The following is a 25,940-nucleotide window of genomic DNA, read 5'->3' on the forward strand; positions in this document are numbered from 1 at the left end:
GGAATGAGGATCGATCGATGAGCCTGGAACTGTACTACTGGGATGGCCTGCAAGGCCGCGGCGAATTCGTGCGGCTCGCGCTGGAGGAAGCCGGCGTCGACTATGTCGAAGTCGCGCGCGGCAAGCCTTCGAAGGGCCTTGGCACCAAGGCGATGATGGCGGTGATGCAAAGCCCCGACGAGCCGTATCCGCCGTTCGCGCCACCGTTTCTGAAAGACGGCGATCTGGTGATCGCGCAGACCGCCAACATCCTGTTCTATCTCGGCCCGCGGCTCAAGCTGGCGCCGGAGGTGGACAGCCTGCGCTATGTCGCGAACGGCCTGCAGCTGACGATCGCCGACGTCGTCACCGAAGCGCACGACACCCACCATCCGCTCGCGAGCGGCCTCTACTACGAGGAGCAGAAAGACGCGGCGAAGGTGCGCGCGCACGATTTCATCGATCATCGGATTCCGAAGTTCATGTCGTACTTCGAGCGCGTGCTCGCGCAGAATCCGGCCGGCGACAGCTTCATGGTCGGCGACACGCTGACCTATGTGGACCTGTCGATGTTCCAGCTGATCGACGGTCTGCTGTACGCGTTTCCGCGCGCGCTGAAGCGCTTCGGCGAGCACTATCCGCGGCTCGCCGCGCTGCACGACGCCGTGATCGCAAGACCGAACATCGCCGCGTATCTGGACTCGGACCGGCGCATCGGCCATAACGAAAGCTGCATCTTCCGGCACTATCCTGAACTCGACAAGGCGGCGACTTGAACCGCGCCGCCCGCCTCCGCCCGCTCGCCGCCGCGCGCCCGCCATTCGAGGCGGGCGCGCTGCTGTTGCGCCGCGGTTTTTTCAACCTTCCTTCACGCCCCGTACCGACGACGTGCTTTCATTTCTGCTGAAGCTGCGCACCCGCGCCCAAAGCGTTTTCCGCCTCTCAGAAGCCCATACGGTGCTGGTCTGGGCCGTTGTGGTCGGCATTGCCGGCGCGTTGGCGACCATCGTGTTTCGCAAGGGCATCGAACTGCTGCAACTGGCGATTGCCGGCCGCTCCGGCAGCTTCGTCGACATGGCGCGCAGCCTACCGTGGACCATGCGCATCTGGCTGCCGGCCGCGGGTGGTCTCGTCGCCGGCATTTTCCTGCTGATTGCGCAGCGTCACGCCGACACGAAAACGCACACCGACTACATGGAAGCGGTCGCGATCGGCGACGGCGTCGTGCCGGTGCGCCTGAGCCTGTGGCGCAGCGTGTCGTCGCTGTTTACGATCGCGAGCGGCGGTTCGATCGGTCGTGAAGGTCCGATGGTGCAGCTCGCGGCGCTCGCCTCGTCGCTGATCGGCCGCTGGGTCCACTTCGATCCGCCGCGGCTGCGCCTGCTCGTCGCGTGCGGCGCGGCGGCCGGTATCACGTCCGCGTACAGCGCGCCGATCGCGGGCGCGTTTTTCGTCACCGAGATCGTTCTCGGCTCGATCGCGATGGAAAGCTTCGGGCCGGTGCTGGTCGCAGCGGTCGTCGCGAACATCACGATGCGCGAGTTCGCCGGCTACAAGCCGCCCTACGAGATGCCGGAGTTTCCGACCGTGACCGGTCCCGAGGTGCTGCTGTTCGTCGCGCTCGGCGCGCTGTGCGGCGCGGCCGCGCCGCAGTTTCTGCGGCTGCTCAACGCATCGAAGGCGGCCTTTCGCAAGCTGCCGGTGGCGTTGCCGGTGCGGCTCGCGCTCGGCGGTCTCGTGGTCGGCATCATTTCGGTCGCGGAGCCCGAGGTGTGGGGCAACGGCTACAGCGTCGTGAACTCGATCCTGCATTCGCCGTGGACATGGTCCGCGCTCCTGCTGGTGCTCGTCTGCAAGCTCGCGGCGACCGCGGCGACGGCCGGCTCCGGCGCGGTGGGCGGTGTGTTCACGCCGACGCTGTTCGTCGGCGCGGCGGTCGGCTCGCTGTTCGGCCAGGGCATGCACGCGTTGTGGCCGCATGCGACGTCGGCCGCTTACGCCTATGCGATGGTCGGCATGGGCGCATTCCTCGCGGGCGCGACCCAGGCGCCGCTGATGGCGATCCTGATGATCTTCGAGATGACGTTGAGCTATCAGGTCGTGCTGCCGCTGATGCTGTCGTGCGTGGTCGCGTATTTCATCGCTCGCGCGATCGGCAAGACCTCGATGTACGAGATCACGCTGCGCCGCAATCGCGAGGAGCAGGAGCGCTCGCGATTGCGCGCGACGCAGATGCGCGAGCTGATCCGCCCCGCGCAGACCGTCGTGCCGCCGAACGCGACCGTGCACGACATGACGCGCGTGTTCCTCGAGTATCCGGTCAAGTATCTGTACGTCGCGAACGACTCGGGCGCGTTTCTCGGCGTGGTCGCGCTGAAGGACATCACGTCCGATCTGCTCGAGCGGCGTGAAACGTCGATGAAAACCGCCGCCGATTATCTGCAGCCGCATTTCGACGTGCTGACGCCGGACATGTCGCTCGCCATCGCGTTACAGCACTTCATGGCGTTTCAGGGCGAGCGGCTGCCGGTGATCGAAAGCACCGCGCATCCGAAGCTCGCCGGCGTCGTCTACAAGACCTCGCTGCTCGATGCGTACTTCCGCATGAGTCCGTCGCGCTAGAGCTTTCGAAGGCTTCGCGGGGCGCGATGCAAAGCGCCGCGGATTCTCTACAATGGACAGACCGCCGGCCCTTCACGCGGCCGGCACGCGTGAGCCCAGCTTGGGCGCAGCGACAGCGCCCGCCGTAGCGTCGGAGCGAAGATGAGCGAACCGTCCCCCGAGGCCGTACGCCGCGATCAGGCCGGCTGGATTTTCGTGCATATCGAAGGCGAGCCGTACGATCGCGGCGAGCAGCACGGCCAGTTGCTCGCCGACGAAATCAGAAACGCGATCCGCACCGCGCGCTATCTCGCCAAATGGGACACCGGGGAGGAGTTCGACACCTTCGTCAATGCCGCGACGAGCCAGTTCGCGAGCAAGCTCGACACCGAATTCGCCGATGAAATCCATGGCATCGCCGACGGCGCGAAGCTGCCGTTCGCCGAAGTGCTCGCGTGGAACGGCTACATGGATCTGCTGCAAAGCTGGTGGCCGACGCACGCCGCGCAGGCGCAGCCGCATCTGGGCGCCAAACTGTGGCGCGGCCGGCGCGGTCACCACTGCAGCGCGTTCATCGCAACCGGCAACGCGACGCGCGACGGCCGCATCGTGATGGCGCACAACTCGTGGGACCGCTATGCGGCCGGCGACGCGTTCAACGTCGTGTTCGACATCGTGCCCGACCGCGGCAACCGCATCCTGATGCAGGGCCTGCCGGGCTGCATCTCGAGCCTGACCGATTTCTGGGTCACGGCGGCCGGCCTGATGATCACCGAAACGACGATCTCGAACTTCGCGGGCTACAACGCGGCCGGTGCGCCCGAGTTCTATCGCTCGCGGCGCGCGTCGCAATATGCGAACAGCATCAAGGAATGGTGCGACATGTTCTCGCTCGCGAACAACGGCGGCTACGCGAACAGTTGGCTGCTCGGCGACACGAAGACCGGCGAGATCGCGCGTTACGAACTCGGGCTGCACTATGCGGGCTTCGAGACCACCAAAGACGGTTTCTACAGCGGCTACAACACCGCGACGGATCTGAAGATCCGCAACCAGGAATGCATCGGCGAAGGCGAGGACTATACCGACGTGCGCAAGAACGGCGCGCGGCGTCTGCGTTTCATGCAGCTCGAGGAACTGCATCGCGGCAGCATCGACGTCGAGCTCGCGAAGCAGATGATCGCCGATCATCACGACGTCTATCTCGATCGCAACGACAACCCGTGCTCGCGCACGATCTGCGGGCATCTGGAGCTCGACGACGCGCGCTTCGGCGGCACCGATCACGGGCCGTTCAATCCGTGGGGCGCGAACGACGGCAAGGTGATCGACAGCGAACTGGCCCGCGAGATGGCCTTCACCGCGCGCTGGGGGCATCCGTGCGGCCGGCCGTTCGACGCACAGGCGTTCATGAAGCGGCATCCGCAGTGGAACTGGCTGAACGGCTATATGCGCGACCGGCCGTCGTGGCCGTGGACGCGCTTCGATGTGCTGCGCTAGCGCATGGCGGACGCGCGCGCCTGTTCGTGCGATGATCGAATCTACAATCCGGTTTTGTCGCAAATGTGCGCGCGTTGCAGTATTTGCCATCTAAGATGGTAAGGAGCCTGGGCCGCGCAGCGCCATGCCGTCCTCGGCTTGCACCGTCCTCTCGACGCGGGACGGCACAGGGTTTGCTCGATTGTCAGCGCCGCATGAGCTTTAGGAGGTCGGGCGATGAAAACCTCGACACTGTTAATCATGGTGACGCTGTCAGCCTCGTGCTTTGCCGCGCCGGTTCATACCGCCTCGGACAGCACGGATTCCATCACGCTCGCGCAACGCGCGAACGCCGCGCCGGTCGCGCCTCCGGCCCCAGATGTGTCGAGCACCGACGCCAGCCGTCCGCAGCACTGGGAGCATATTGCGCTGCCGAAGTCCCGACATCTGGAACGCAGCCTGACCGGGCAGAACGAGCATCTGACCACGTGAGGGCCGCCGCAACGGCGGGCGGCGGCGCGGCTACGACGGCGCGCCTGCCCGGTTTGCGCCGGCTGTCATGACGATGGGGTGGCGTGCGCGCGGGATTGCAACAGACTGCGAGAAACTCATCGCGGCGAGGCGCTGGCTTTTCGTGGCAGCAATAACGACGTGACTAACTCAAGCTCACCAGGAGCATGCGCATGACGGCCTCGGACATCCCCGGCGAATCGATCGATCTGCAGATCGCCGATTTTCTCAGCGAAGTCGAATTCCCGACCAACAAGGACGCACTCGTCGACGCCGCGCGCGAAGCCGGCGCGAGCAACGAGGTGTTGGCGATGCTCGATGGTATGCCGGAGCAGGATTATGTCGACATCGAGTCGGTCACGCGCCTGATCGGCGGCAACTATGGCCCGGGCCTGGGGATCTGAACCCGGATTCAACCTCGCCTCAGCTCACACGTCAGAACTGCGACGACGCCGCGATCCGCGCGCGCGCCACCCGCGTCACACGGCGCGTCGTGCGGCTGTTTTCGAGCGCGTCGTCGGCGATCTCGCGCGCCGTCGGGGCGTCGGACCCGCTCACCCCGGCCACCACCCGCACCGGCGCCACGCTACGGGAATCCCGCGCCTGCGCGCTGTCCGGCTGGAAATGCTCGACCAGATGGTCGATGAACGTCCGCACCTTCGCCGGCAGATGCAGGCGGCTCGGATACGCAATCGTGATTTCGATGGGCGGCAGACTGTACGCGTCGAGCAGACGCACGAGCCGCCCCGCCGTCAGATCACGGCCGATCAGGTAGCTCGGCAGGATCGCCACGCCCATGCCGAGCAGCGCGAACTGCCGCAGCATCTCGGCGTTGTTCGCCGCGATCGCGTTGGTCGGCCGCACCCGCACTTCGCCGTCCGGCCCATTGAACAACCGCTCCTCGCCGCCCTGCTCGGCCGGCCTGCTCAGGCACGAATGCCTGAGCAGATCCTCGGGGCGCTTCGGCGTGCCGTGTTGCGCCAGATACTCGGGCGTCGCGCAAACCGTCATGTAGCCGGTCGTCAACCGCCGCGTGACGATGCTCGCGCTGCGCATGTGCCGCGCAGCCAGGATGCCGACGTCGAAGCCCTCTTCGACCAGATCGACGTGGCGGTCGGCGAGCGTGACGTCGGGCACCACGTCGGGATAGCGCGCCGCGTACGACTGCACGACCGGCGCGAGACTGTGCAATCCGAACACGACCGGCGCGACGATGCGCAGCGTGCCGACCGGCTCGTGATTGCGCGCCACCACCATCTGCTCGACGCTCTCGAGATCGGCGAGGATGTGGCGTACGCGCTCCAGATAGGTCGCGCCGGATTCGGTCAGCGAAAGACGGCGGGTGGTGCGGTTCAGCAGTCGCGTGCCGAGCCGCGCTTCGAGATCCGCGACGTGCCGCGTGACGACCGCGGTAGACAGATCCAGCGCGCCCGACGCGCCGACGAAACTGCCGAGGTCCGCCACCTTGACGAACACGCGCATCGACTGCAGTTGATTCATGGGACCACTCCTGCCTCGGTAAAGCCGGGCCGGCGCAACCGTTGCCGCCTGTGTCGACCCGCGCCGCATGGGCGCGCGCAGGTCCGCCCAACGCAACCGATTCTAGCGATAGGACATGTCCCAACCCTGACCCAGACATGACATTCCGGTCAGATTCGCCGCGGCGTGTCCCTCGCGCCACTATTACGGCGTCTATCGTGGATTTTAGCTAGGTATAAACCCTAGTTTGCTGGTAAGATGGCGGCCAAAGAAAGTTACCGCTACACCGCCATGCCACATCGTTTTCGTCTGCTGGAAAAGATCGCGTTTTCGCTGGTTTGCTGGTCGGCCGCCGCGAGCTCGGCCTATATCGCTTACGAGCGCTGCCCCGATATCAAGGTTGCCCTGCACGCTGGGGAAAAATTCCTCGACGCCAGCGGCCAGTACGCGTTCGCGTGCGCGGCGCCCGCCGCCGAGGCCTGCGCGCGACTGCCGGTCGAATGATTTTTCCGCCTTGAACCGTATCTGATGCGCGATCCCTCCGGGTCGCGCATTCGCGCATCCGCGCCTCCAGGCTCAACGCCTACCGTTACGCATCGCGCCCGAACACCACGCGCGAGAAAAACCCCGCCAGCACCGTTTCGGCCATCTCCGCCGGGACATTCTGCGGATCGACCGTGTAGAAGAACTGCACGCCGTCGCACAGACCCATCAGGCCGATCGCGAGCTGCTCGGGCGGCATCGACATCGGCGTGCCCACGCGCTCCGAGAACTCGCGCACATAGGCGCTCAACTGTTCGATCTTTTCGTGCATGAACGCGTTGAAGCGCAGCCGGAAACGGCCGTCGCGCACCGCCAGCAGCTTCGCCTCGACCCACAACAGAAAGCACTTGTTCTCGCGATGCAGCGAGCTGTAGTAGCGCAGCACGCGCGCCTCCATCTCCTCGCGCGACGCCGCGCTTTCGAAGATCGCATGCAGGCCCGCCTGCATCGCTTCGTGATCGCGCCGCAATAGCTCCAGAAACAGCTCGGTCTTGCTGCGGAAGTTCGAATAGAACGCGCCGCGTGTATAGCCAGCCGCCGCCGCGATGTCCTCGACACTCGCCGCGACGAAGCCCTTCTTCATGAAAATTGCCTGCGCGGCATCGAGCAGCCGCTCCCGCGTCTGGTCCTTGCTCTGCTCTCTTGTCAGTCTTTGACGTTTCATGGCCGCAAGCCTAGCACCCAAAAGAATTCAAATCCATCTGTGCATTCAGATACATGAGTGTATTAGAATGCATTTCGTCATTCAAAGCCATCCCTGTATGCCATTAGCATGACGCGGCATGCGGGTCTTCGCTGGCGGGCCGCGCGGCTTGCCGTGTTCGTTCGCTGTCTCCAGTTGGGGTAATTGTGAAGCGTCCCGGTTCTCCCGCATCGTCAGCGATGCGCCAGCAGTCTCCCCCATCCTCTCACCGCGGTTTCTCCAGGCAGACCTGCGCGCTGGCGCTGGCAGGCGTGCTAGCGCTCGCGGCCTGCTCGAAGAAGGAAGCCGCGGCACCCGCGCCGCGCCCGGTGGTCGCGCTCGCCGTGCATGCGGACGGCCACGCGCTGCAGGCGGCGTCGCTGCCCGGCGAAGTGCAGGCGCGCTATTCGACGCCGCTGTCGTTCCGCGTCGCTGGCAAGATCATCGAGCGGCGGGTACGGCTCGGCGACACGGTGAAAAGCGGCGAAGTCGTCGCGCTGCTCGACCCGGCCGATGCGCAGAAAAACGCCGCGAGCACGCAGGCGCAGCTCGACGCCGCGCAGCACAACCTCGTCTATGCGCAGCAGCAGCTCGAACGCGACAGGGCGCAGGCCAAAGAAAACCTGATCGCGCCCGCGCAGCTCGAACAGACCACCAACGCCTACGCGTCCGCGCTCGCGCAGCGCGATCAGGCGCAGCAGCAGGCGGCACTCGCGAAGAACCAGCTGCAGTACACGACGCTCGTCACCGGTCATGCGGGCGTCATCACGGCTGAACAGGCGGACACGGGCCAGAACGTGTCGGCGGGTCAGGCCGTCTACAACCTCGCGTGGAGCGGCGACGTCGACGTGCTGTGCGACGTGCCCGAAAGCGCGCTCGCCGCATTCGCGGTCGGCCAGAACGCGAGCGTCACGCTCCCCGCGCTGCCGGGCCGCAAGCTCGGCGCACGCGTGCGCGAGCTGTCGCCGGCCGCCGATCCGCAGAGCCGCACCTGGCGCGCGCGTCTGACCCTGCTCGATGCCGGCGCCGACGTGCGCCTCGGCATGACCGCCGACGTCACGCCGGCCGTGCCGCTCGCCGCGGCGGCCGCGCAGCACGGCGTGTTCACGCTGCCGGTCACCGCGCTGTTTCACGAGGGGCGCGAACCGGCCGTGTGGGTCGTGCGCGCCGCGGACAACACGCTCGAGCTGCGTCGCGTGACCGTCACGCGCTACTACGAGCGCACGTTCGTCGTCAGCGATGGCCTGAAAGATGGCGAAAGCGTCGTGCTGCAGGGCGTGCACACCGTGAGCGCCGGCCAGAAAGTCCGCGCGATCGCGCCGCTGCATCCCGAGGACTTCGCTTCATGAGCACGTCGCACGAAGAAGGACGCTTCAATCTGTCCGCGTGGGCGCTGCGTCATCAGGCGCTGGTCGTATTCCTGATCGCGCTCGCCACCGCGTTCGGCATCCTCGCCTACACGCGGCTCGCGCAGTCGGAAGACCCGCCCTTCACGTTCCGCGTGATGGTGATCCGCACGTACTGGCCGGGTGCCACCGCGCGCCAGGTGCAGGAGCAGCTGACCGATCGCATCGGCCGCAAGCTGCAGGAAACGCCGTACATCGATTTCGTGCGCAGCTACTCGCGTCCCGGCGAATCGCTGATCTTCTTCACGATGAAGGACTCGGCGCCGGTGAGCCAGGTGCCCGAGACGTGGTACCAGGTGCGCAAGAAAGTCGGCGACATCGCGTCGACCTTGCCGCCGGGCATCCAGGGCCCGTTCTTCAACGACGAATTCGGCGACGTCTACACCAACATCTACACGCTCGAAGGCGACGGCTTTTCCGCCGCGCAACTGCACGATTACGCGGACCAGCTACGCTCGGTGCTGCTGCGCGTGCCGGGCGTCGGCAAGGTCGACTATTTCGGCGATCCCGATCAGCACATCTACATCGAGATCGCGAACACGCAGTTGACGCGTCTCGGCATCTCGCCACAACAGCTTGGGCAGGCGATCAACGCGCAGAACACGATCGCTCCCGCGGGTACGCTGACCACCACGGACGACCGCGTGTTCGTGCGCCCGAGCGGCCAGTTCAACGACGTGGGCGCGCTCGCCGACACGCTGATCCGCATCAACAACCGCACGTTGCGTCTCGGCGACATCGCGACGATCAAGCGCGGCTACGACGACCCGGTCGTCACGCAGATGCGCTTCGGCGGCAAACCCGTGCTCGGTATCGGCGTGACGATGCAGCCGGGCGGCGACGTGATCCGCCTCGGCCGCGCGCTCGATCAGCAGATGACCCAACTGCGCGCCGCGCTGCCCGCCGGATTGAATCTCGTCGAAGTATCGAGCATGCCGCACGCGGTCGCGCGCTCGGTCGACGACTTCCTCGAAGCGGTCGCCGAAGCGGTCGCGATCGTGCTGGTCGTGAGCCTCGTGTCGCTCGGCGTGCGCACCGGCATGGTGGTCGTGATCTCGATTCCGGTGGTGCTCGCGGTCACCGCGCTGTGCATGTACCTGTTCGATATCGGCCTGCACAAGGTATCGCTCGGCACACTCGTGCTCGCGCTCGGCCTGCTCGTCGACGATGCGATCATCGCGGTCGAAATGATGTCGGTGAAGCTCGAGCAAGGCTGGAACCGCACGCGCGCCGCGGCCTTCGCGTACACCAGCACCGCGTTTCCGATGCTGACCGGCACGCTCGTCACCGTGTCCGGCTTCCTGCCGATCGCGCTCGCGAAGTCGAGCACCGGCGAGTACACGCGCTCGATCTTCGAGGTGTCGGCGATCGCGCTGATCGCGTCGTGGCTCGCGGCGGTCGTGCTGATTCCGCTGCTCGGCTATCACATGCTGCCCGAGCGCAAGCGCCATGCGCACGAGCCTGACGATCACGAACATGACATCTACGACACGCGCTTCTACACGCGTTTGCGCGGCTGGATCGGCTGGTGCATCGAGCGGCGCTTCGTCGTGCTCGCGATCACCGTGCTGCTGTTCGTGCTCGCGATGGCCGGCTTCTCGCTCGTGCCGCAGCAGTTCTTCCCGAGCTCGGACCGGCCGGAGTTGCTGGTCGATGTGCGGCTGCCCGAAGGCGCGTCGTTCGATGCAACGCTGCGCCAGGCGCAGCGCCTCGAGCAGGTTCTCAAAGGCCGGCCTGAAATCGATCACTCAGTCAGCTTCGTCGGCACCGGCGCGCCGCGCTTCTATCTGCCGCTCGATCAGCAATTGCAGCAGCCGAACTTCGCACAGTTCGTGATCACCGCGAAGTCGGTCAAGGATCGCGAGAAGCTCGCGCAGTGGCTCGAACCGGAGTTGCTCAACAACTTCCCGGCGATCCGCACGCGCCTGTCGCGCCTCGAGAACGGGCCGCCGGTCGGCTATCCGGTGCAGTTCCGCGTGAGCGGCGACGACATCGCGACCGTGCGCTCGATCGCCGAACGCGTCGCCGCGACGATGCGCGCCAATCGCGGCACGCGCAACGTGCAGTTCGACTGGGACGAACCCGCCGAGCGCTCGGTGCGCTTCGAGATCGACCAGAAACGTGCGCGCGAACTCGGCGTGACGTCCGAAGACATCGCCAGCTTCCTCGCGATGACGATGTCCGGCTACACGGTCACGCAGTATCGCGAGCGCGACAAGCTGATCAGCGTCGATCTGCGCGCGCCGCGCGCCGAACGCGTCGACCCGTCGCAGCTGACCGCGCTCGCGATGCCGACGCCCAACGGCCCGGTGCCGCTCGGCACGCTCGGACATCTGCGCAACGATCTCGAATACGGCGTGATCTGGGAACGCGACCGTCAGCCGACCATCACCGTGCAGTCGGACGTGTCGGCCGGCGCGCAAGGCATCGACGTCACGCACGCGGTGGACCGCGCGCTCGCGCCGATCCGCGCGACGCTGCCGGTCGGCTACCGGATCGAGATCGGCGGCTCAGTCGAGGAAAGCGCGAAGGGTCAAACCTCGATCAACGCGCAGATTCCGATCATGGTGATCGCGGTGCTCACGCTGCTGATGATCCAGCTGCAAAGCTTCGCGCGCGTGCTGATGGTCGTGCTGACCGCGCCGCTCGGCCTGATCGGCGTCGTGCTCACCTTGCTGCTGTTCGGCCAGCCGTTCGGCTTCGTCGCGATGCTCGGCGTGATCGCGATGTTCGGCATCATCATGCGCAACTCGGTGATTCTCGTCGATCAGATCGAGCAGGACATTGCGTCGGGGCACAAGCGTTTCGATGCGATCGTCGGCGCGACCGTGCGGCGGTTCCGGCCGATCACGCTGACCGCCGCGGCCGCCGTGCTCGCGCTGATCCCGCTGCTGCGCTCGAACTTCTTCGGGCCGATGGCCACCGCGCTGATGGGCGGCATCACGAGCGCGACGATCCTCACGCTGTTCTATCTGCCCGCGTTGTACGCCGCGTCGTTCCGCGTACGCGCCGACGAGCGCGAGCCGCAGACGCCGTCCGGTGCCGGCGCCACGCACACGGGTAACTGAGCATGAGCACGAGCATGACTATTCCCGCCCTATCCCGCCACCGCCGCGCGCGCTTCGACGCGCTGGCCCGCACCACGCTTGCCGCGAGCATCGCCAGCATCACCTGCATGCTCGGCGCCTGCTCGTTCGGACCGAACGGCGACGCGCCCGCGATGCCGCAGCCCGCGCACTACGGTGCCGAGCCGCTACCGACGCAAACCGTGCCCGCGCAGGGCGTCTCGCAGCAGTTCGTGACCGGCGCGCAGCCGGTGCCCGAATGGTGGAAGCTGTACCGCTCGGATGCGCTGAACGCGCTCGTCGACGATGGCCTGCGCAATAGTCCGACGCTCGACGCGACCGACCGCAGTCTCGCGGCCGCGCGCGAGCAATTGCGCGCGCAGGTCGGCAGCTCGCTGCTGCCGACCATCGACGCCGGCGGCCAGGCCACCCGCAATCGCGCGCTCGCGATCCCCGAGATCGGACCGAACACGTTTCTGTACAACGTGTTCGTCGGTCAGTTGCAGGCGCACTACACGTTCGATCTGTTCGGCGCCGCGCGGCTCGCGAACGCGGCGCTCGCCGCGCGCGTGAACGTGCAGGTCTACCAGCTCGAGGCGGCGCGGCGCGCGCTCGCCGCGAACATCGTGACCGCGACGATCACGAGCGCCGCGCTGCATGCTCAGATCGACACGACCGAGCGGCTCGTGGTCCTCGCCAACGATCAGGCGCGCGATACCGAGCGGCGCTTCGCGCTCGGTGCGGTATCGCATGCCGATCTGCTGAACGCGCAGCAGAGCGCGGCGAGCGTGTCGGCGAGTCTGCCGGCGCTGAAGCAACAGTGGCTCACTACGCGTCACGCGCTCGCGGTGCTGCTTGGCCGCACACCCGATGCCGCGCCCGACGACATCGATCTCGCGCAGTTGCATGTGCCGGAGCAGGTGCCGGTGGTGGTGCCGTCGGAGCTGCTGCGCACGCGGCCCGACATCGAGGCCGCCGACGCCGCGCTGAAGGCCGCTGCGACCGATGTCGGCGTCGCCACCGCGCAGATGTTCCCGAGTCTGTCGCTGTCGGCATCGATGGGACAAGGCGGGTTTAGCTGGCCGGTCGCGATGTCCGGTGCGGGGGCCATCTGGAGCATCGGCGCGTCGCTGTCGCAACCGCTGTTTCACGGCGGCGCGCTGCTCGCGCAGCGCCGCGCGGCGCAGCACACGTATGAAGCGAGCGTGTCGCAGTACAAACAGACCGTGCTGGCCGCGTTTCAGAACGTCGCCGACACGCTCGCCTCACTCGAGCACGACGCGCAGTCGCTCGACGCCGCGAACGTCGCCGCGCGTTCGGCACAGGGTGTGTTCAACGAGACCTCGGCGCGCTATCGGCTCGGCGCGCTGCCCGTCGCCGCGACGCGTTCGAGCGAGCAGCAATGGCGCAACGCGCAGCTCGATGAGATCCGCTATATGAGCGCGCGGCTGACGGATACGGCGGCGTTGTTTCAGGCGATGGGGAATCCGCTGGTTGATCAGGCAGGCGCATCATCGGCTGCGGCGACTTCGGCTTCTGCGCCTGCATCGGTTGGGACGACGAACACGGCGACATCCAACTAAATCTCGGATTCCGTACGGAACGCGGCGCACTTATCCCCAGTTCGTGTTGATGAGCCTGTTGAAAACTGTCTGAACAACGGACTAACGCATTGAACCTAATACGATTTGTTTGTACGGTGCGAAACGAATCAGAAGCAAGCCACAGGACACGTGCTCTGCAGCGCCTCAACGGTGTTTATCGATCACTGAATCGTGCTATCAGATCGATGCATGCTTGAGGCGCGAAAGAACTTGCCCACTCTTGCGAGCTTTTGAACTCGGGCTCAAGACGAGCAAGCGCCTCAGATAGCCACTGCGACCGTTGCGCTTCGAGAGGCAAATGATCGGTCTCTGATCGAATGACGACGAAGATTCTCCTTCGCTCTATCCCTGAGCGATAAGGGTCTCGTCGTGACAAATCAGCAAGGCGAGCAACACATTGCCTGGGAAGATATTCGCGAAATCGTCGCTACGCGGTCAGAACAATGGATTGGAAATTCGATCGTATTGCTCGTCCGGCTAGACGATGGCCGTACCATGACCGTGCCGGAAGGCGATTCAGCCTGGCATGATCTGACCATGAAGTTATCAGAGCATCTTGCCGGCGCGAAACGCTACGAGGAGTGGGCACTTCAGTCCGCTTTTTCCGACGATGTGCCTCGCGTCGAGGTGTTTCGCCGCTGACATGACGGTATGCGGCGAGAGCGGGACGGTGCGCCCGTATCGCTTAAGAATCCGCGGCCCCCCGCGCACCCGCCATCCGAGACATCAAGGCTTGTTCGATTCGAACAGATCCATGATCTGCTTCTTCTCGGTCGTCGACACGCTCGGCGGCGGCACCACCGGCGGCGTCATGCCCGCCGGGCCGACCCCGCCCACCGCATCGGTCGCGCCGGCCATCGGATTGCCCGAATCGAGACCGATGCTCGCGACGAAGCCTTGCCCCGGCAACTTGTCGGTAAAGAACAGCTCGCCGTTCATCACCGTCACACCGTCGGGTTGCTGCGGCTCGGCCTGTGGCACACCGCGCAGCGCGCGCTGCATGTACTCGACCCAGATCGGCAGCGCGAGCTGCGCGCCGAATTCGCGGCTGCCGAGACTCTTCGGCTGGTCGTAGCCCATCCACGCAACCGCCACCAGCGACTGCTGATAGCCGGCGAACCAGCCGTCCTTCGCGTCGTTGGTCGTACCGGTCTTGCCCTGCAGGTCCGAGCGCTTCAACACGTTGGTGCCCGCGCCCGTACCCGCGGTCGCGACCGAGTGCAACAGGCTGTTCATGATGTATGCGTTACGCGGCTCGAGCGTGCGCGGCGCGTCGTGCCCAGCGACGAGCGGCTGCGCGCGCGAGATCGCCACGCCACGCGCGTCGGTCACTTCGTTGATCAGATACGGATTGATCCGGTAGCCGCCGTTCGCGAACACCGAGTACGCGCCCGCCGACTGCAGCGGCGTGACGAGGCCCGCGCCCAGCGCCATCGGCAGATACGGCGGGGTCTTGTCGGCGTCGAAGCCGAAGCGCTGCGTGACGAAGTCCTGCGCGTACCTGGTGCCGATGAACGACAGGATGCGGATCGACACGAGGTTCTTCGACTTCTGCAGCGCGACGCGCATCGACATCGGACCATCAGGCTGGTCGTCGTCCTTCGGCTCCCACGCGTCGCCGCCCGGCGTGCTCGGCGGGAAGTACAGCGGCGCGTCGTTGATGATCGTCGCCGGTGCGAGCCCCTTGTCGAGCGCCGCCGAATAGATGAACGGCTTGAAGCTCGAACCCGGCTGCCGCCATGCTTGCGTTACGTGGTTGAACTTGTTCTTGTTGAAGTCGAAACCGCCGATCAGCGCGCGGATCGCGCCGTCCTGCGGCGTCAGCGACACGAGCGCGCCCTCGACCTGCGGCAACTGCGTGATCTGCCAGTTGCCCTTGTCGTCGGCGACGAGGCGCACGATCGAACCCGGCTTGATGCGCAGCGTCGCGTTCGCGCGCGGGCTCAGCGCCGCGGCGACGAAGCGCAGGCCGTCGCCCGACACCGTCACCTGGGTGCCGTCGACCAGTTGCGCGGCCACCTGCTTCGGGCTCGCGTCCGTCACCACGCCGGCGATGATCTCGCCGTTGTCCGGGTGATCGGTCAGCGCGTCGTCGATCGTCTGGTCGCGGTCGTCGCCCGCCTCGGGCAACTGCACGAAGCCTTCCGGTCCGCGATAGCCGTGGCGCCGCTCGTAGTCCATCACGCCCTTGCGCACCGCGCGATACGCGGCGTCCTGATCGGCGGAATCGATCGTGGTGGTCACGTTCAGGCCGCGCGTATAGGTTTCGTCCTTGTACTGCGCGTACATCATCTGCCGCACCATTTCGGCGACGTACTCGGCGTGCACGCTGTACTCGTTGCCCGGATTCTTCGTGTGAATCTCTTCCTTCACGGCCTGGTCGTACTGCTGCTGCGTGATGTAGTTCAGCTCGAGCATGCGTCGCAGGATGTACTCCTGACGGATCTTCGCGCGCTTCGGATTGACGACCGGGTTATACGCGGACGGCGCCTTCGGCAGGCCCGCGAGCATCGCGGCCTGGGCCAGCGTGAGGTCCTTCAGGTCCTTGCCGAAGTACACGCGCGCGGCCGCGGCGAAGCCGTACGCGCGCTCGCCCAGATAGATCTGGTTCATGTACAGCTCGAGGATCTGGTCTTTCGTCAGCGCGCGCTCGATCTTGTACGCGAGCAGCATCTCGTAGATCTTGCGCGTGTACGTCTTCTCGCTGGAGAGGAAGAAGTTGCGCGCGACCTGCATCGTGATCGTGCTCGCGCCCTGCGACGCGCCGCCATGCGCAAGGTCGGCGAAACCGGCGCGCAGGATGCCGACGAAGTCGACGCCGCCGTGTTCGTAAAAGCGGTAGTCCTCGATCGCGAGCACCGCTTTTTTCATCTGGTCGGGGATGTCCTGGAAGCGCACGAGGCTGCGCCGCTCCTCGCCGAATTCGCCGATCAGCACGTGATCGGCGGTGTAGACGCGCAGCGGCACTTTCGGGCGATAGTCGGTCAGCGCGTCGAGCGACGGCAATTGCGGCCCCATCACGACGAGCGCATAGCCGACGATCAGCGCCCCGACCACGACGACGGTCGCGATCAGGCCGAAGAACCACAGCACGAGCGACGCGCCGATCGAACGACGGCCGCGCTCGGGCTCGCGCAAAGCGGCATTGCGTCCAGGGGTGCGTTGGTGGGAGTCCCGGTCTTCACCGGCCGGAGAGTTCGAGGAATGCGGTCGTTTGATGATTGGCATGACTGGAATAATGGGCCCGCAACTGCGCGCCTGTCTGCACGCGCTCGCGGCGCGCGCATGGGTCGTGTTCGACATCCTGGCAGGGACGTACGCCGCCCTGCGGACCTTGCCCCCGGCCGGCCGCACGGCACGCCACGGACCATGTCCGGCGCAACGTAACAGCGCATTTTAAAGAAATCGGCAGCGGTCCAAGGCAGTTTTTTTGTAAGAATTCCCTTTGCCGGCCGCCTTTTCCTGGTAAGGGTCTGTAATTTCGCGCAGCGCGCATTGCAGCGTGCGCGCGACGGGCAGCTTATGCGGGGTTATCAACATTTTCTGTTGAAAGGGCTGTGGACAAACCGGCCGCAAACACTACAACTCATTGATGCCACGGGATTTTCGCACCGCGCTTGTTCCGTGGCGGCGCAACTCGTCATATGATGAACCCGCGCGCGTCCCGCGATGCGCGCGATGGGGACCCGAACGGCGGGATCCAACGGCAGTTCCGATGACGGGTTCCGACACCGTATCCGAAGGCACGCGCCGATCCGCCCATGCTAACAAGACTGCGAGTCGATCATGTCCAAGCCCAGTGAGCGCATCGTCGTATTCGTCACGACCGCGCAGAAACGTGCGATCACCGCGACTGCCGAGGATCTGGGCATCAGCGTGAGTGAACTGATGCGGCGCGCGGTGCTGAGCTTCGGCGCGACCAGCGAACAGGTCAAGGCCGCGAGCATCGTCGACCGGCTGCGCGCGCCGCGCGCGCCCGATCCGCTGAACGCGGCGCTGCAGCGCGTCGCGCGCGGTACGCGCTATGCGCGCGCCGCGCTGCCGGTAGCGCTGCAAGCGGATGAGAAAGACGCGGCGGCTCCGGCGGCTGCCGGCGCGGCCGATGCCGTGGCTTCGCCCTCGATGCAGCAAGCCGGTCGCCCCGCTCCCGTGACCGACGCTGTGGATGCCCCCGCCCCGCTGCTTCCCGCGGGCGTCGCCGCCGCGCTCGCCGCCGGGCAGGACGAACAGGCCGCGGCCACCGCCGAAGCCGTCGCGCGTCTGACGGCAGCACGAGCCGCCGAAAACGCGGAAAACGCCGAAGCGGACGCAATCGACAACGCCGCGTCGAAACGGCTGCCCGGCACGTCTGCGCGTCTGCGCAACTCACTCAAGCGCCGTCCCAACGACCAGGACTCCGACGACGACGAACCGCACAGCGACCCGAGCGCCGAAGGCGGCCGTTTCGCGTGACGCAAAGCGTGACGGAAAATTACTGCGCACCGAGCCGCAATCACTGCATCCGAGCGATGCAGGCGAGCGTACGCAACGGGTCCCCGTTGCATATCGTTACATCAGTGACACCTGCGTGAAACGCCGCTCGGTAACGCCCGCCCACACCCGCAAACAGCGGCTTTTCGCGAATCGTTCGCGCCTTCGGGTAGCGCATCGATTAAGCCATCTTTAAGCCATCTTTAAGACAGCCGGTGGTGTAATATCCGCCGTCAAGTCCATGCCCATCGCGGCTTTCCATCATCGAGGCAATCCTCAACCGGCATTGCGCCTCAACAAAAACGGACCGCGCTATTGCAATTGGCAAGTGCGCCCCGAACTCCGGTCCGAACGTTGCGCAGCATGGCGCACGGCGGCGTAAAGTAGCAGTAGTTCAAGGCAGTCAGGCGCGCACGCATCGTCGGCGCCGCTCACATTCTCTGGAGGTTTTCATGTCGCTTTTTGACAGCATTTCGCGCACGCTCAAAGGTCTTTTGAACGATGCGGCCGATTCGGTGCAGGATCCGTCGCGCGACTCGCGCCAGATCGTGCGCGAACTCGACGACAGCATCGGCAAGGCCGAAAACTCGCTGATCGAGATTCAGGCGCAGGTCGCCACCCAGCAAAGCAAGCGCGATGTTGCCGCGGACAAGGCGAAGAAGTATGAAGACGGTGCTCGCCGTGCGCTGCAGTCCGGCGACGAAGCGCTCGCGCGTGAAGCGCTCGGCGCGCAGGCCACGGCCGAAGCCGAACGCGATGCGCTGACCAAAGAACTGACTTCGCTGGAGCCGTCGGTCGCACAACTGAAGAGCCAGATCGAGGACATGCGCACGCGCCGCAACGACCTGAACGCGCGCTCGAACATCCTGCAAGCCAAGCAGCAGATCGCGCAGGCGAAAGATACCGCGGCCACCGCACTCGGCGGCATCGGCGGCAAGAACCTGTCCGAGGATTTCCAGAAGCTGGAAGATAAAGTCGCGCTGTCGAACGCGCGTTCCGACGCGCGTCTGAACTCCGCCGACGAAAAAAGCGGCAAGGCGCTCGACGACAAGCTCGCGGATCTGAACCGCGGCCCGTCCGTCGACGATCGGCTCGAAGCGCTGAAGAAGCAGCTCAATACGCCGGCGCAGTAAATGCTGGATGCCTGTACTTCCTCGCAGCAAGTACACCCAGCAATGACAGCAGTAGCAGTACATGCCGGTGCGCTCGCTTCTGAACGCACCGGCATACCGGCCGCCACAGGCAGCCACCGCAATCGACTGATGGAGACGGGCGCGCCCCGCCCGGTCCGCAAATGAAAAAACTTTTCGCAACCGCCTTCGCTTCGCTGCTGCTCGTGTCGGCCGCGGCGTTCGCGGTGCCGACCGCCCAGCAAATCGAATCGGCGATGTCGCAGGGCAACTGGCAGCAGGCCGACGCCGGCCTCACCGAAGTGTTGCAAGCGCATCCGAACAACGCACACGCGCACTATCTGTACGCCCAGGTGCTCGATCGCGAAGGCCGTTCCGCCGAGGCGCTCGCGCAGCTCCAACAGGCAAAGACGCTCGATCCGCAGATCCGCTTCACCGACCCGAGCCGCTTCGCGCAAACCGAAGCGCGCCTGCGCCGCGACGCGGAACGCGCGGGCGGCAACGTCACCCGTCACGCCGCGAATCCGTTCGCGCAGCAGAATGCGCCTGCTGTGCAGCAACAGTCGGCGATGATGTCGCAAGCGCAACAACGGCATGGTCCGGGGGTGGGTATGTGGATCGGTATCATTGTTCTGATCGCGGTGATCGCGCTCGTACTGCGCTGGACCTTGCGCCGCGCGCGTAGCCAGGAAGACACGCGCGCCGACGAGGACCGCCGCGCGCAATTGAAGCGCGCCACCGACATGCTCAACACGGTGCGGTCGATCAAGCTCGACGTGAAGCTATCCGCCGCGCCGGGTCACGAGTTGCTCGAGAAAGACGTCGAAGCGACCGAAGAACAGTTGCGCGGCGCCGTCGAAACGCTGTCGAACGGCAAGAATCCGCTGCCGCCCTATGCACTCGACGAATTCGAGCAGCGCATCGCGAGCCTGCGCGCGCGCGCCGACGGCCGGCCCGATCCGACCGCCGCGTCCGTGGGCAGCGCTCAGCAATCGACGTACGCGCAGGAGGCCGAGCGCTTCGGCAACCCGCAAGCGCCTTATCCGCAACAGGGTCCCTATCAGCAGCAGCCGCAGGTCATCGTGCAGCAAGGCGGTGGCATGGGTGGCGGCATGGGCGGTCTGCTGACCGGCGTGCTGCTTGGCGAGGCGCTCAGTCATGGGCGTGACCGCGTAGTCGAGCGCGACGTGGTCGTCGACCCCGACGAACTGCGCCGGCGCGGCAACGACGGCGGAAACGGCGGCGGCCTCGACTTCGGTCAGGGTTCGAACGACTGGAACGATGACGGCAGCGGCGGCGGCATCGACATGGGCAGCAACGACGATTCCGGCGGTTGGACCGATACCTGATCGAACCCGATCGATCCGCGTCGAATGAAAAGACAGGCTCCTTCGCGGAGCCTGTTTTTTGCCTGCCGGTTTTGTGTACCGCCTTCGTTCAGGTCAGGCCCGCGCCGACTCCGCCTGGCTACCCTCGTGCTGCGCGAGCACGACCGCCCCCGCAAGCAGCCGCACGATGAAACGTTCCGCGTAATCGATCAATGCGTCGCGGCGCGCGGCGTTCGCATCGATGTATTCAGCGGATAGATGAAACAGTTGCAGCACGATCTGCGTGCAGACTTCGTCGACGGTCTCGCGCGCGAGTCGCGGCATCAATTCGAGCTGCACGACGTCGTCCGCCATCTCCGCCGACACCTCGTGCAGGTTCGCGCGCACCGCTTCGCGCAAAGCCGGCGACGTGCCGTGGTATTCGGCCAGCGCGCTCAGGAAAGCCTCGCGGTTCGCGAGCGCGAACGCGAAAAACGCGACGCACGCGCGCCGCGGCACGCTGTGCGGTTCGTTGTGCGCGGCGAGCCAGCGCTCGCGCCGCAGCATCGGCCGAAGCCGTCGGCTCACCGAGGCGACGGCTTCGCGCGCAAGCTCGTCGAGCGCGCTGAAATGGCGGTAGAACGTGTTCGGATTGAGCCCCGCCTCGCGTGCGAGCTCGCGCAAGCCGAGGCTCGCGAAACTGCGGCCGCCGGCGGTCAACCGCAGCGCGGCTTCGATCAGCTTGCGCTTGCCGGGCGGCAACTCCGGGCCGGCGACGGACGCTGCTTCGGGGACGGTCGTCATCGTGCGTTCAATCGTCGCGCGGTATGCGCGTTTAATAGCTGCACTCTAAACGATCTTGACGCGATGTGTACAGTTGTCTACCCTGCGCGTTAAGCCGTGTGTAGACAGCTGTAGACGCGCGATTTCGCCCCTGCTCGTCGCGCCGCGCGAGTCGAGCGCGCCGTAGCCGCTATCGTTTCACCCGCCGCTTTCGCCCCGTGCCGGAGACCGCCGTGACGCCTGCCCCTTCCGCTTCATCCACCGCGCTGCGCATTGCGATCGTCGGCAGTGGCTTTGCCGGCATCGGCATGGCCATCCGTCTGCAGCAAATGGGCATCACGTCGTTTACGGTCTATGAGGCCGCGAGCGGCATCGGCGGCACGTGGCGTGACAATACCTACCCCGGCGCGGCCTGCGATGTCCCCTCGCATCTCTATTCGTTCTCGTTCGAGGCGAATCCGGCGTGGTCGCGCTCGTTCAGCAGCCAGGCCGAAATTCTCGCGTATCTGCAGCACTGCGCGCGCAAGTACGGCGTCGATCGCTACGTGCGCTGCAATGCGAAAGTGAGCGCCGCGCGCTTCGACGAAGCGCGGCAGATCTGGCTCGTCGAACTGGACACGAACGGCGCGCGCGAAATCGTCGAGGCCGACGTGCTGATCGCCGCGAACGGTCCGCTGTCGCGTCCCGCGCTGCCGCGCATCGCCGGCATCGAACGTTTCGAGGGCAAGCTATTCCATTCGGCGCGCTGGGATCACGCCTATCCGCTCGACGGCAAACGCGTCGCGGTAATCGGCACCGGCGCGAGCGCGATCCAGTTCGTGCCGAAAATCCAGCCGCGTGTCGCGCATCTGGCTCTGTTCCAGCGCACCGCGCCGTGGGTGATGCCGAAGCGCGACAAGCCGATCGGCCTGCGCGCGCAATGGCTGTTCCGTACGCTGCCGTTCACGCAGCGCTTCGTTCGCAGCGCGATCTATTGGCAGCTCGAGTCGCGTGGGATCGCGTTCGTCGTCAATCCGAAGCTGATGAAGACGCCGATGAAGTTCGGTCTCAGCTATCTGCAGCGACGCGTCAAGGACCCGGCGCTGCGCGCGAAGCTCACGCCGAACTACCGGCTCGGCTGCAAGCGCGTGCTGCTGTCGAGCGACTATTACCCGGCCGTCTGTCAGCCGAACGTCGACGTCGTGACGAGCGGTATCCGCGAGATCGTCGCGGATGGCATCGTGACCGACGACGGCGTGCACCACCACGCGGACGCGATCATCTGCGGCACCGGCTTCCAGGTCAACGACGTGCCCGCGCCGTTCGAAGTGACCGGCCTCGACGGCACCGACCTCAGCACGCTATGGCTGCGCGATGGCCCCGAGGCCTATCTCGGCACGAGCATCGCGAACATCCCGAACTTCTTCATGATCGCCGGCCCGAACACGGGGCTCGGCCATAACTCGATGATCTACATGATCGAGTCGCAACTGCGGTATATCGGCGATTGCCTGCGCGTGCTGCGCAAACAGAATGCGCGCACGATGACCTTGCGCGCCGACGTGCAGCGCGATTTCAACGCGCGTTTGCAACAGGAGATGCGGCACGCGGTGTGGACTAGCGGCTGCCACAGCTGGTATCAGACGCAGAGCGGCAAAGTCACCGCGATCTGGCCCGGCTTCACGTTCAGCTTTCGCCAGCGTACGCGCCGCGTGCGGCAGCAGGATTACCGCTTCGCGCGTTGAGTCCGCACAATGGCAATCCGGCGCCGCGGGCATGGGCCGGCGCATTCGTTACCCGCCACCGCTCAGCAACTGCAACAGCTCCCACAGAAACTTCACGATGATCACGATCAGTTCCCACAGCCGATAGAGCGGCTGCCAGTCCAGCACGCGCAGAAGGGACTCGATCATCGCTATCGTCAGAAGAAGTGAGGGCCGCGATTTCCAGTTCAATCACGCGTCGCGCGCGATGCCCGCGCGTCGCGCAAGCTCAAACCGCCATCACGGCCCGCCTGCGCTCCGCGCGTTGCATGAAGAAGTTCGCCGCGACGACGCCGACCGTGACGACCGCGATGAACAGCGTCGCGAGCGCATTCATCTCCGGATTCAGACCAAGTCGCACGCGCGAGAACACGACGAGCGGCAAGGTCGTCGAACCGGGACCCGACAGGAACGCGGACAGCACCACGTCGTCGATCGACAGCGTGAACGACAGCAGCCAGCCCGACACCAGCGCCTGTGAGATCAGCGGCAGCGTGACGAAGAAGAACACGCGCAGCGGTGTCGCGCCGAGGTCGAGCGCGGCTTCCTCGAGCGACGGATGCAGTTCGCGCACGCGCGATTGCACGATGATCGCGACGTACGAAATACACAGCATCACGTGACCGATCCAGATCGTGAAGATGCCGCGTTCGGCCGGCCAGCCGATCCAGCGCGCCATTTCGATGAACAGCAGCAATAGCGAGATACCCTGAATCACTTCGGGGATCACCAGCGGCGCGTTGATCATGCCGGTGTACAGCGTGAAGCCGCGAAAGCGCCCCATGCGCGCGAGCACGAAGCCGGCCCACGTGCCGATGATCACCGACGCGAACGCCGTGAGCAGGCCGATACGCAGCGACAGCCACGCCGACGTGATCAGCTCGCCGTCCTGCAACAGCGCCGCGTACCAGCGCGTCGAGAAGCGCGTCCACACCGTCATCAGTTGCGATTCGTTGAACGAATACACGACGAGGCTGACGATCGGGATATACAGAAACAGAAAGCCGATGCCCAGAGCGATCAGCTGCAGCATGCGATTCGGCTTCATTGGCGGCCCTCCTCCAATGCCTTCGCCTGGGCATGCTGGAACAGCGCCATCGGCACCAGCAGCAGCAACACCATCGCGCATGTGACGGCGGACGCCATCGGCCAGTCGGCGTTGTCGAAGAACTCATTCCACATCACGCGGCCGATCATCAGCGTGTTCGCGCCGCCGAGCAACTCGGGAATCACGTACTCGCCGACCGCCGGAATGAACACCAGCAGACAGCCGGCGATGATGCCGTTCTTCGACAGCGGCAGCGTGATCTGCCAGAACGCCTTCCACGGCTTCGCGCCGAGGTCGTAGGCGGCTTCCAGCAAGGTCAGGTCCATTTTCACGAGATGCGCGTACAGCGGCATCACGAGAAACGGCAGGTACGAATAGACCATGCCGATATAGACCGCCGTGTTCGTGTGATACAGCTCGATCGGCGAATGGATCAGGCCGACCGACATCAGGAAGTTATTCAGCAGCCCGTTGTTCTTCAGAATGCCGATCCATGCGTACACGCGGATCAGGAACGAGGTCCAGAATGGCAGCATCACGGCCATCATCAGCAGGTTGCGGGTGGCCGGATTGGAGCGCGCGATGTAGTACGCCATCGGATAGCCGATCAGCAGACACAGCACGGTCGAAATCGCCGCGACCACGACCGAATTCACATAGGTCGCGAAGTACAGGCTGTCGGTCAACAGAAACGCGTAGTGCGACAGATCGAGCGTGATGTGCAGCGCGCCTTCCGCGAAGGTGACGAGCTGCGTGTACGGCGGAATGCCGAGCTGCGAATCGGCGAAGCTGATCTTCACGACCAGCAGGAACGGCACGAGGAAGAACAGCAGCAGCCAGATGAACGGCCCCGCCACCACCGCGGTGCGTCCCCTGAACTTCAGACGCCGCACGGGCCACGCGAAAAACGACGAAAGCGCCTCTTTCATGACGTCAGCACCACGCCGGCCGATGCGCTCCAGCGCACGTAGACTTCGTCGCCCCAGGATGGCGGATCGATTTCAGTGAGCGCCAGGCTCGTCACGTTCGCGATCACGGTCTTGCCGCCGTCGAGCTTCACGTGATACAGCGAATAGCCGCCCATGTACGCGATATTCGTGACGACGCCCCTGCCCCAGTTGTAGGCGCCCTCCGGCGGCTTACGCGTGAGGGCGATGCGTTCGGGGCGCACCGAGATCGTCACCGGCATGCCGAGCGGACCGGTGATGCCGTGATTGACGTGCAAATGGCACGTCAGATCCGGCGTTTCGATGAACACGTGATCGGGCTCGTCCTCGACCGTGCGGCCTTCGAACAGATTGGTCGAGCCGATGAATTCCGCCGAGAAACGGCTGTTCGGGTACTCGTAGACTTCATGCGGCGTGCCGAGCTGCACGATCTGGCCTTCGCTCATCACGGCGAGGCGGTTGGCCATCGTCATCGCTTCCTCCTGATCGTGCGTGACCATCATGCAGGTGACGCCGACCTGGTCGAGAATGTTGACGAGCTCGATCTGCGTGCGCTGGCGGATCTGCTTGTCGAGCGCCGACATCGGCTCGTCGAGCAGCAGCAGCTTCGGCCGCTTGACGAGCGAGCGCGCGAGCGCAACGCGCTGCTGCTGCCCGCCCGACAGCTGATGCGGCTTGCGCTTCGCGAAGCGGCCCATCTGCACGAGTTCGAGCGCGTTGTGCAGGCGGTCTTTCAGCTCGGCCTTCGGCACGCCTTCCTGCTTGAGGCCGAACGCCACGTTCGCCTCGACCGTCATGTGCGGAAAGAGCGCGTACGACTGGAACATCATGTTGACCGGCCGGCGATACGGCGGCAGTTGCACGAGATCTTCGCCATCGATCAGGATCTTGCCCGATGTCACGGTTTCGAGCCCGGCCATCATGCGCAGGAGGGTCGACTTGCCGCAGCCCGAGCTGCCGAGCAGCGCGAACAGCTCGCCCTTCTTCACCGTCAGATTGACCCCTTTGACCGCGACGGTCTCGCCGAACTTCTTCACGACATCGACGATCTGGATGAACTGCTCCGCTGCGTCGCCCGTCACGGCGTTCGAGCCCGTCGACGGCACCGCCGTCCCGGCCAGCGCGCCCGGCTGGTCACTACTCATCATAATGCTGCTTCACTCCG

Annotated in this window: 21 protein-coding genes; 14 read left to right on the top strand and 7 right to left on the bottom strand. The window is 65.4% G+C overall.

The window, feature by feature from the left end:
* Positions 1-17: 17 nt before the first annotated feature.
* The 5 genes from OKW40_RS07510 (at position 18) to OKW40_RS07530 (ending at position 4,973) form a co-directional block, all read left to right on the top strand.
* Positions 18-755 carry a glutathione S-transferase gene (locus OKW40_RS07510; protein WP_090805317.1) on the top strand — a complete coding sequence of 246 codons (738 nt, stop codon included), beginning with the start codon at positions 18-20 and terminating at the stop codon, positions 753-755.
* Positions 756-867: 112 nt separating this feature from the next.
* Complete coding sequence (locus tag OKW40_RS07515) at positions 868-2,601, top strand: ClcB-like voltage-gated chloride channel protein (protein ID WP_184056737.1); 1,734 nt, start codon at positions 868-870, stop codon at positions 2,599-2,601.
* Positions 2,602-2,742: 141 nt separating this feature from the next.
* Positions 2,743-4,080, top strand: a complete 1,338-nt coding sequence (locus tag OKW40_RS07520; RefSeq protein WP_429489028.1) for a C45 family autoproteolytic acyltransferase/hydolase — start codon at positions 2,743-2,745, stop codon at positions 4,078-4,080.
* A 216-nt stretch (positions 4,081-4,296) separates the two neighbouring features.
* Positions 4,297-4,551, top strand: coding sequence for a hypothetical protein (locus tag OKW40_RS07525; protein ID WP_184003891.1), 255 nt, complete (start codon positions 4,297-4,299; stop codon positions 4,549-4,551).
* 191 nt (positions 4,552-4,742) lie between these two features.
* Complete coding sequence (locus tag OKW40_RS07530) at positions 4,743-4,973, top strand: DUF2795 domain-containing protein (RefSeq protein ID WP_184022698.1); 231 nt, start codon at positions 4,743-4,745, stop codon at positions 4,971-4,973.
* 31 nt (positions 4,974-5,004) lie between these two features.
* On the opposite strand, the gene OKW40_RS07535 is transcribed toward OKW40_RS07530, so the two are convergent.
* Positions 5,005-6,069 carry a LysR family transcriptional regulator gene (locus tag OKW40_RS07535; RefSeq protein ID WP_429489030.1) on the bottom strand — a complete coding sequence of 355 codons (1,065 nt, stop codon included), beginning with the start codon at positions 6,067-6,069 and terminating at the stop codon, positions 5,005-5,007.
* Between the two features lie 270 nt (positions 6,070-6,339).
* Between OKW40_RS07535 and OKW40_RS07540 the strand changes: the two genes are divergently transcribed.
* A complete protein-coding gene (locus OKW40_RS07540) occupies positions 6,340-6,552 on the top strand; it encodes a hypothetical protein (RefSeq protein ID WP_184056745.1) in 213 nt (70 codons plus the stop codon).
* A gap of 85 nt (positions 6,553-6,637) precedes the next feature.
* Here the strand turns inward: OKW40_RS07540 and OKW40_RS07545 are convergent, their stop codons facing one another.
* Positions 6,638-7,255: a TetR/AcrR family transcriptional regulator gene (locus OKW40_RS07545; RefSeq protein WP_090805323.1), complete on the bottom strand. Its 618-nt coding sequence runs from the start codon at positions 7,253-7,255 to the stop codon at positions 6,638-6,640.
* A gap of 218 nt (positions 7,256-7,473) precedes the next feature.
* Here OKW40_RS07545 and OKW40_RS07550 point away from each other — a divergent pair, with 218 nt between their 5' ends.
* From OKW40_RS07550 to OKW40_RS07565, 4 genes are all read left to right on the top strand, one after another.
* On the top strand, positions 7,474-8,622 hold the full coding sequence (locus OKW40_RS07550) for an efflux RND transporter periplasmic adaptor subunit (protein WP_429489032.1): 1,149 nt from the start codon (positions 7,474-7,476) through the stop codon (positions 8,620-8,622).
* Positions 8,619-11,747 (top strand): efflux RND transporter permease subunit, encoded by a 3,129-nt coding sequence (locus tag OKW40_RS07555; protein ID WP_429489034.1) that lies wholly within the window; start codon positions 8,619-8,621, stop codon positions 11,745-11,747. Before OKW40_RS07550 ends, OKW40_RS07555 begins: the two co-directional genes overlap by 4 nt.
* Positions 11,748-11,761: 14 nt before the next feature.
* Positions 11,762-13,327: an efflux transporter outer membrane subunit gene (locus OKW40_RS07560; RefSeq protein ID WP_429489036.1), complete on the top strand. Its 1,566-nt coding sequence runs from the start codon at positions 11,762-11,764 to the stop codon at positions 13,325-13,327.
* Positions 13,328-13,717: 390 nt separating this feature from the next.
* Positions 13,718-13,990: a hypothetical protein gene (locus OKW40_RS07565; RefSeq protein ID WP_429355680.1), complete on the top strand. Its 273-nt coding sequence runs from the start codon at positions 13,718-13,720 to the stop codon at positions 13,988-13,990.
* 84 nt (positions 13,991-14,074) lie between these two features.
* On the opposite strand, the gene OKW40_RS07570 is transcribed toward OKW40_RS07565, so the two are convergent.
* Complete coding sequence (locus OKW40_RS07570; RefSeq protein WP_429489037.1) at positions 14,075-16,576, bottom strand: penicillin-binding protein 1A; 2,502 nt, start codon at positions 16,574-16,576, stop codon at positions 14,075-14,077.
* A gap of 558 nt (positions 16,577-17,134) precedes the next feature.
* Here OKW40_RS07570 and OKW40_RS07575 point away from each other — a divergent pair.
* The 3 genes from OKW40_RS07575 (at position 17,135) to OKW40_RS07585 (ending at position 20,297) form a co-directional block, all read left to right on the top strand.
* A complete protein-coding gene (locus tag OKW40_RS07575) occupies positions 17,135-17,800 on the top strand; it encodes a hypothetical protein (RefSeq protein ID WP_184056770.1) in 666 nt (221 codons plus the stop codon).
* A 470-nt stretch (positions 17,801-18,270) separates the two neighbouring features.
* On the top strand, positions 18,271-18,951 hold the full coding sequence (locus OKW40_RS07580; RefSeq protein ID WP_018417715.1) for a PspA/IM30 family protein: 681 nt from the start codon (positions 18,271-18,273) through the stop codon (positions 18,949-18,951).
* Positions 18,952-19,112: 161 nt separating this feature from the next.
* The gene (locus OKW40_RS07585; RefSeq protein ID WP_429489039.1) at positions 19,113-20,297 is read left to right on the top strand and encodes a tetratricopeptide repeat protein; all 1,185 of its coding nucleotides are present in this window, start codon (positions 19,113-19,115) and stop codon (positions 20,295-20,297) included.
* 93 nt (positions 20,298-20,390) lie between these two features.
* Here the strand turns inward: OKW40_RS07585 and OKW40_RS07590 are convergent, their stop codons facing one another.
* A complete protein-coding gene (locus tag OKW40_RS07590; protein ID WP_429489041.1) occupies positions 20,391-21,059 on the bottom strand; it encodes a TetR family transcriptional regulator in 669 nt (222 codons plus the stop codon).
* Between the two features lie 212 nt (positions 21,060-21,271).
* Here OKW40_RS07590 and OKW40_RS07595 point away from each other — a divergent pair, with 212 nt between their 5' ends.
* Positions 21,272-22,762, top strand: coding sequence for a flavin-containing monooxygenase (locus OKW40_RS07595; RefSeq protein WP_429489043.1), 1,491 nt, complete (start codon positions 21,272-21,274; stop codon positions 22,760-22,762).
* A 247-nt stretch (positions 22,763-23,009) separates the two neighbouring features.
* Here OKW40_RS07595 and OKW40_RS07600 read toward each other — a convergent pair whose 3' ends face one another.
* The 3 genes from OKW40_RS07600 to OKW40_RS07610 are packed head-to-tail and all read right to left on the bottom strand — an operon-like array spanning position 23,010 to position 25,920.
* On the bottom strand, positions 23,010-23,828 hold the full coding sequence (locus OKW40_RS07600) for an ABC transporter permease subunit (RefSeq protein WP_184056784.1): 819 nt from the start codon (positions 23,826-23,828) through the stop codon (positions 23,010-23,012).
* Positions 23,825-24,757 carry an ABC transporter permease subunit gene (locus OKW40_RS07605; RefSeq protein WP_184056787.1) on the bottom strand — a complete coding sequence of 311 codons (933 nt, stop codon included), beginning with the start codon at positions 24,755-24,757 and terminating at the stop codon, positions 23,825-23,827. Before OKW40_RS07605 ends, OKW40_RS07600 begins: the two co-directional genes overlap by 4 nt.
* On the bottom strand, positions 24,754-25,920 hold the full coding sequence (locus OKW40_RS07610) for an ABC transporter ATP-binding protein (protein WP_429489045.1): 1,167 nt from the start codon (positions 25,918-25,920) through the stop codon (positions 24,754-24,756). The genes OKW40_RS07605 and OKW40_RS07610 overlap by 4 nt, the downstream gene beginning before the upstream one ends.
* Between the last annotated feature and the right edge of the window lie 20 nt (positions 25,921-25,940).

The organism is Paraburkholderia sp. RAU6.4a, assembly GCF_050435625.1.
Taxonomy (GTDB): domain Bacteria; phylum Pseudomonadota; class Gammaproteobacteria; order Burkholderiales; family Burkholderiaceae; genus Paraburkholderia; species Paraburkholderia tuberum.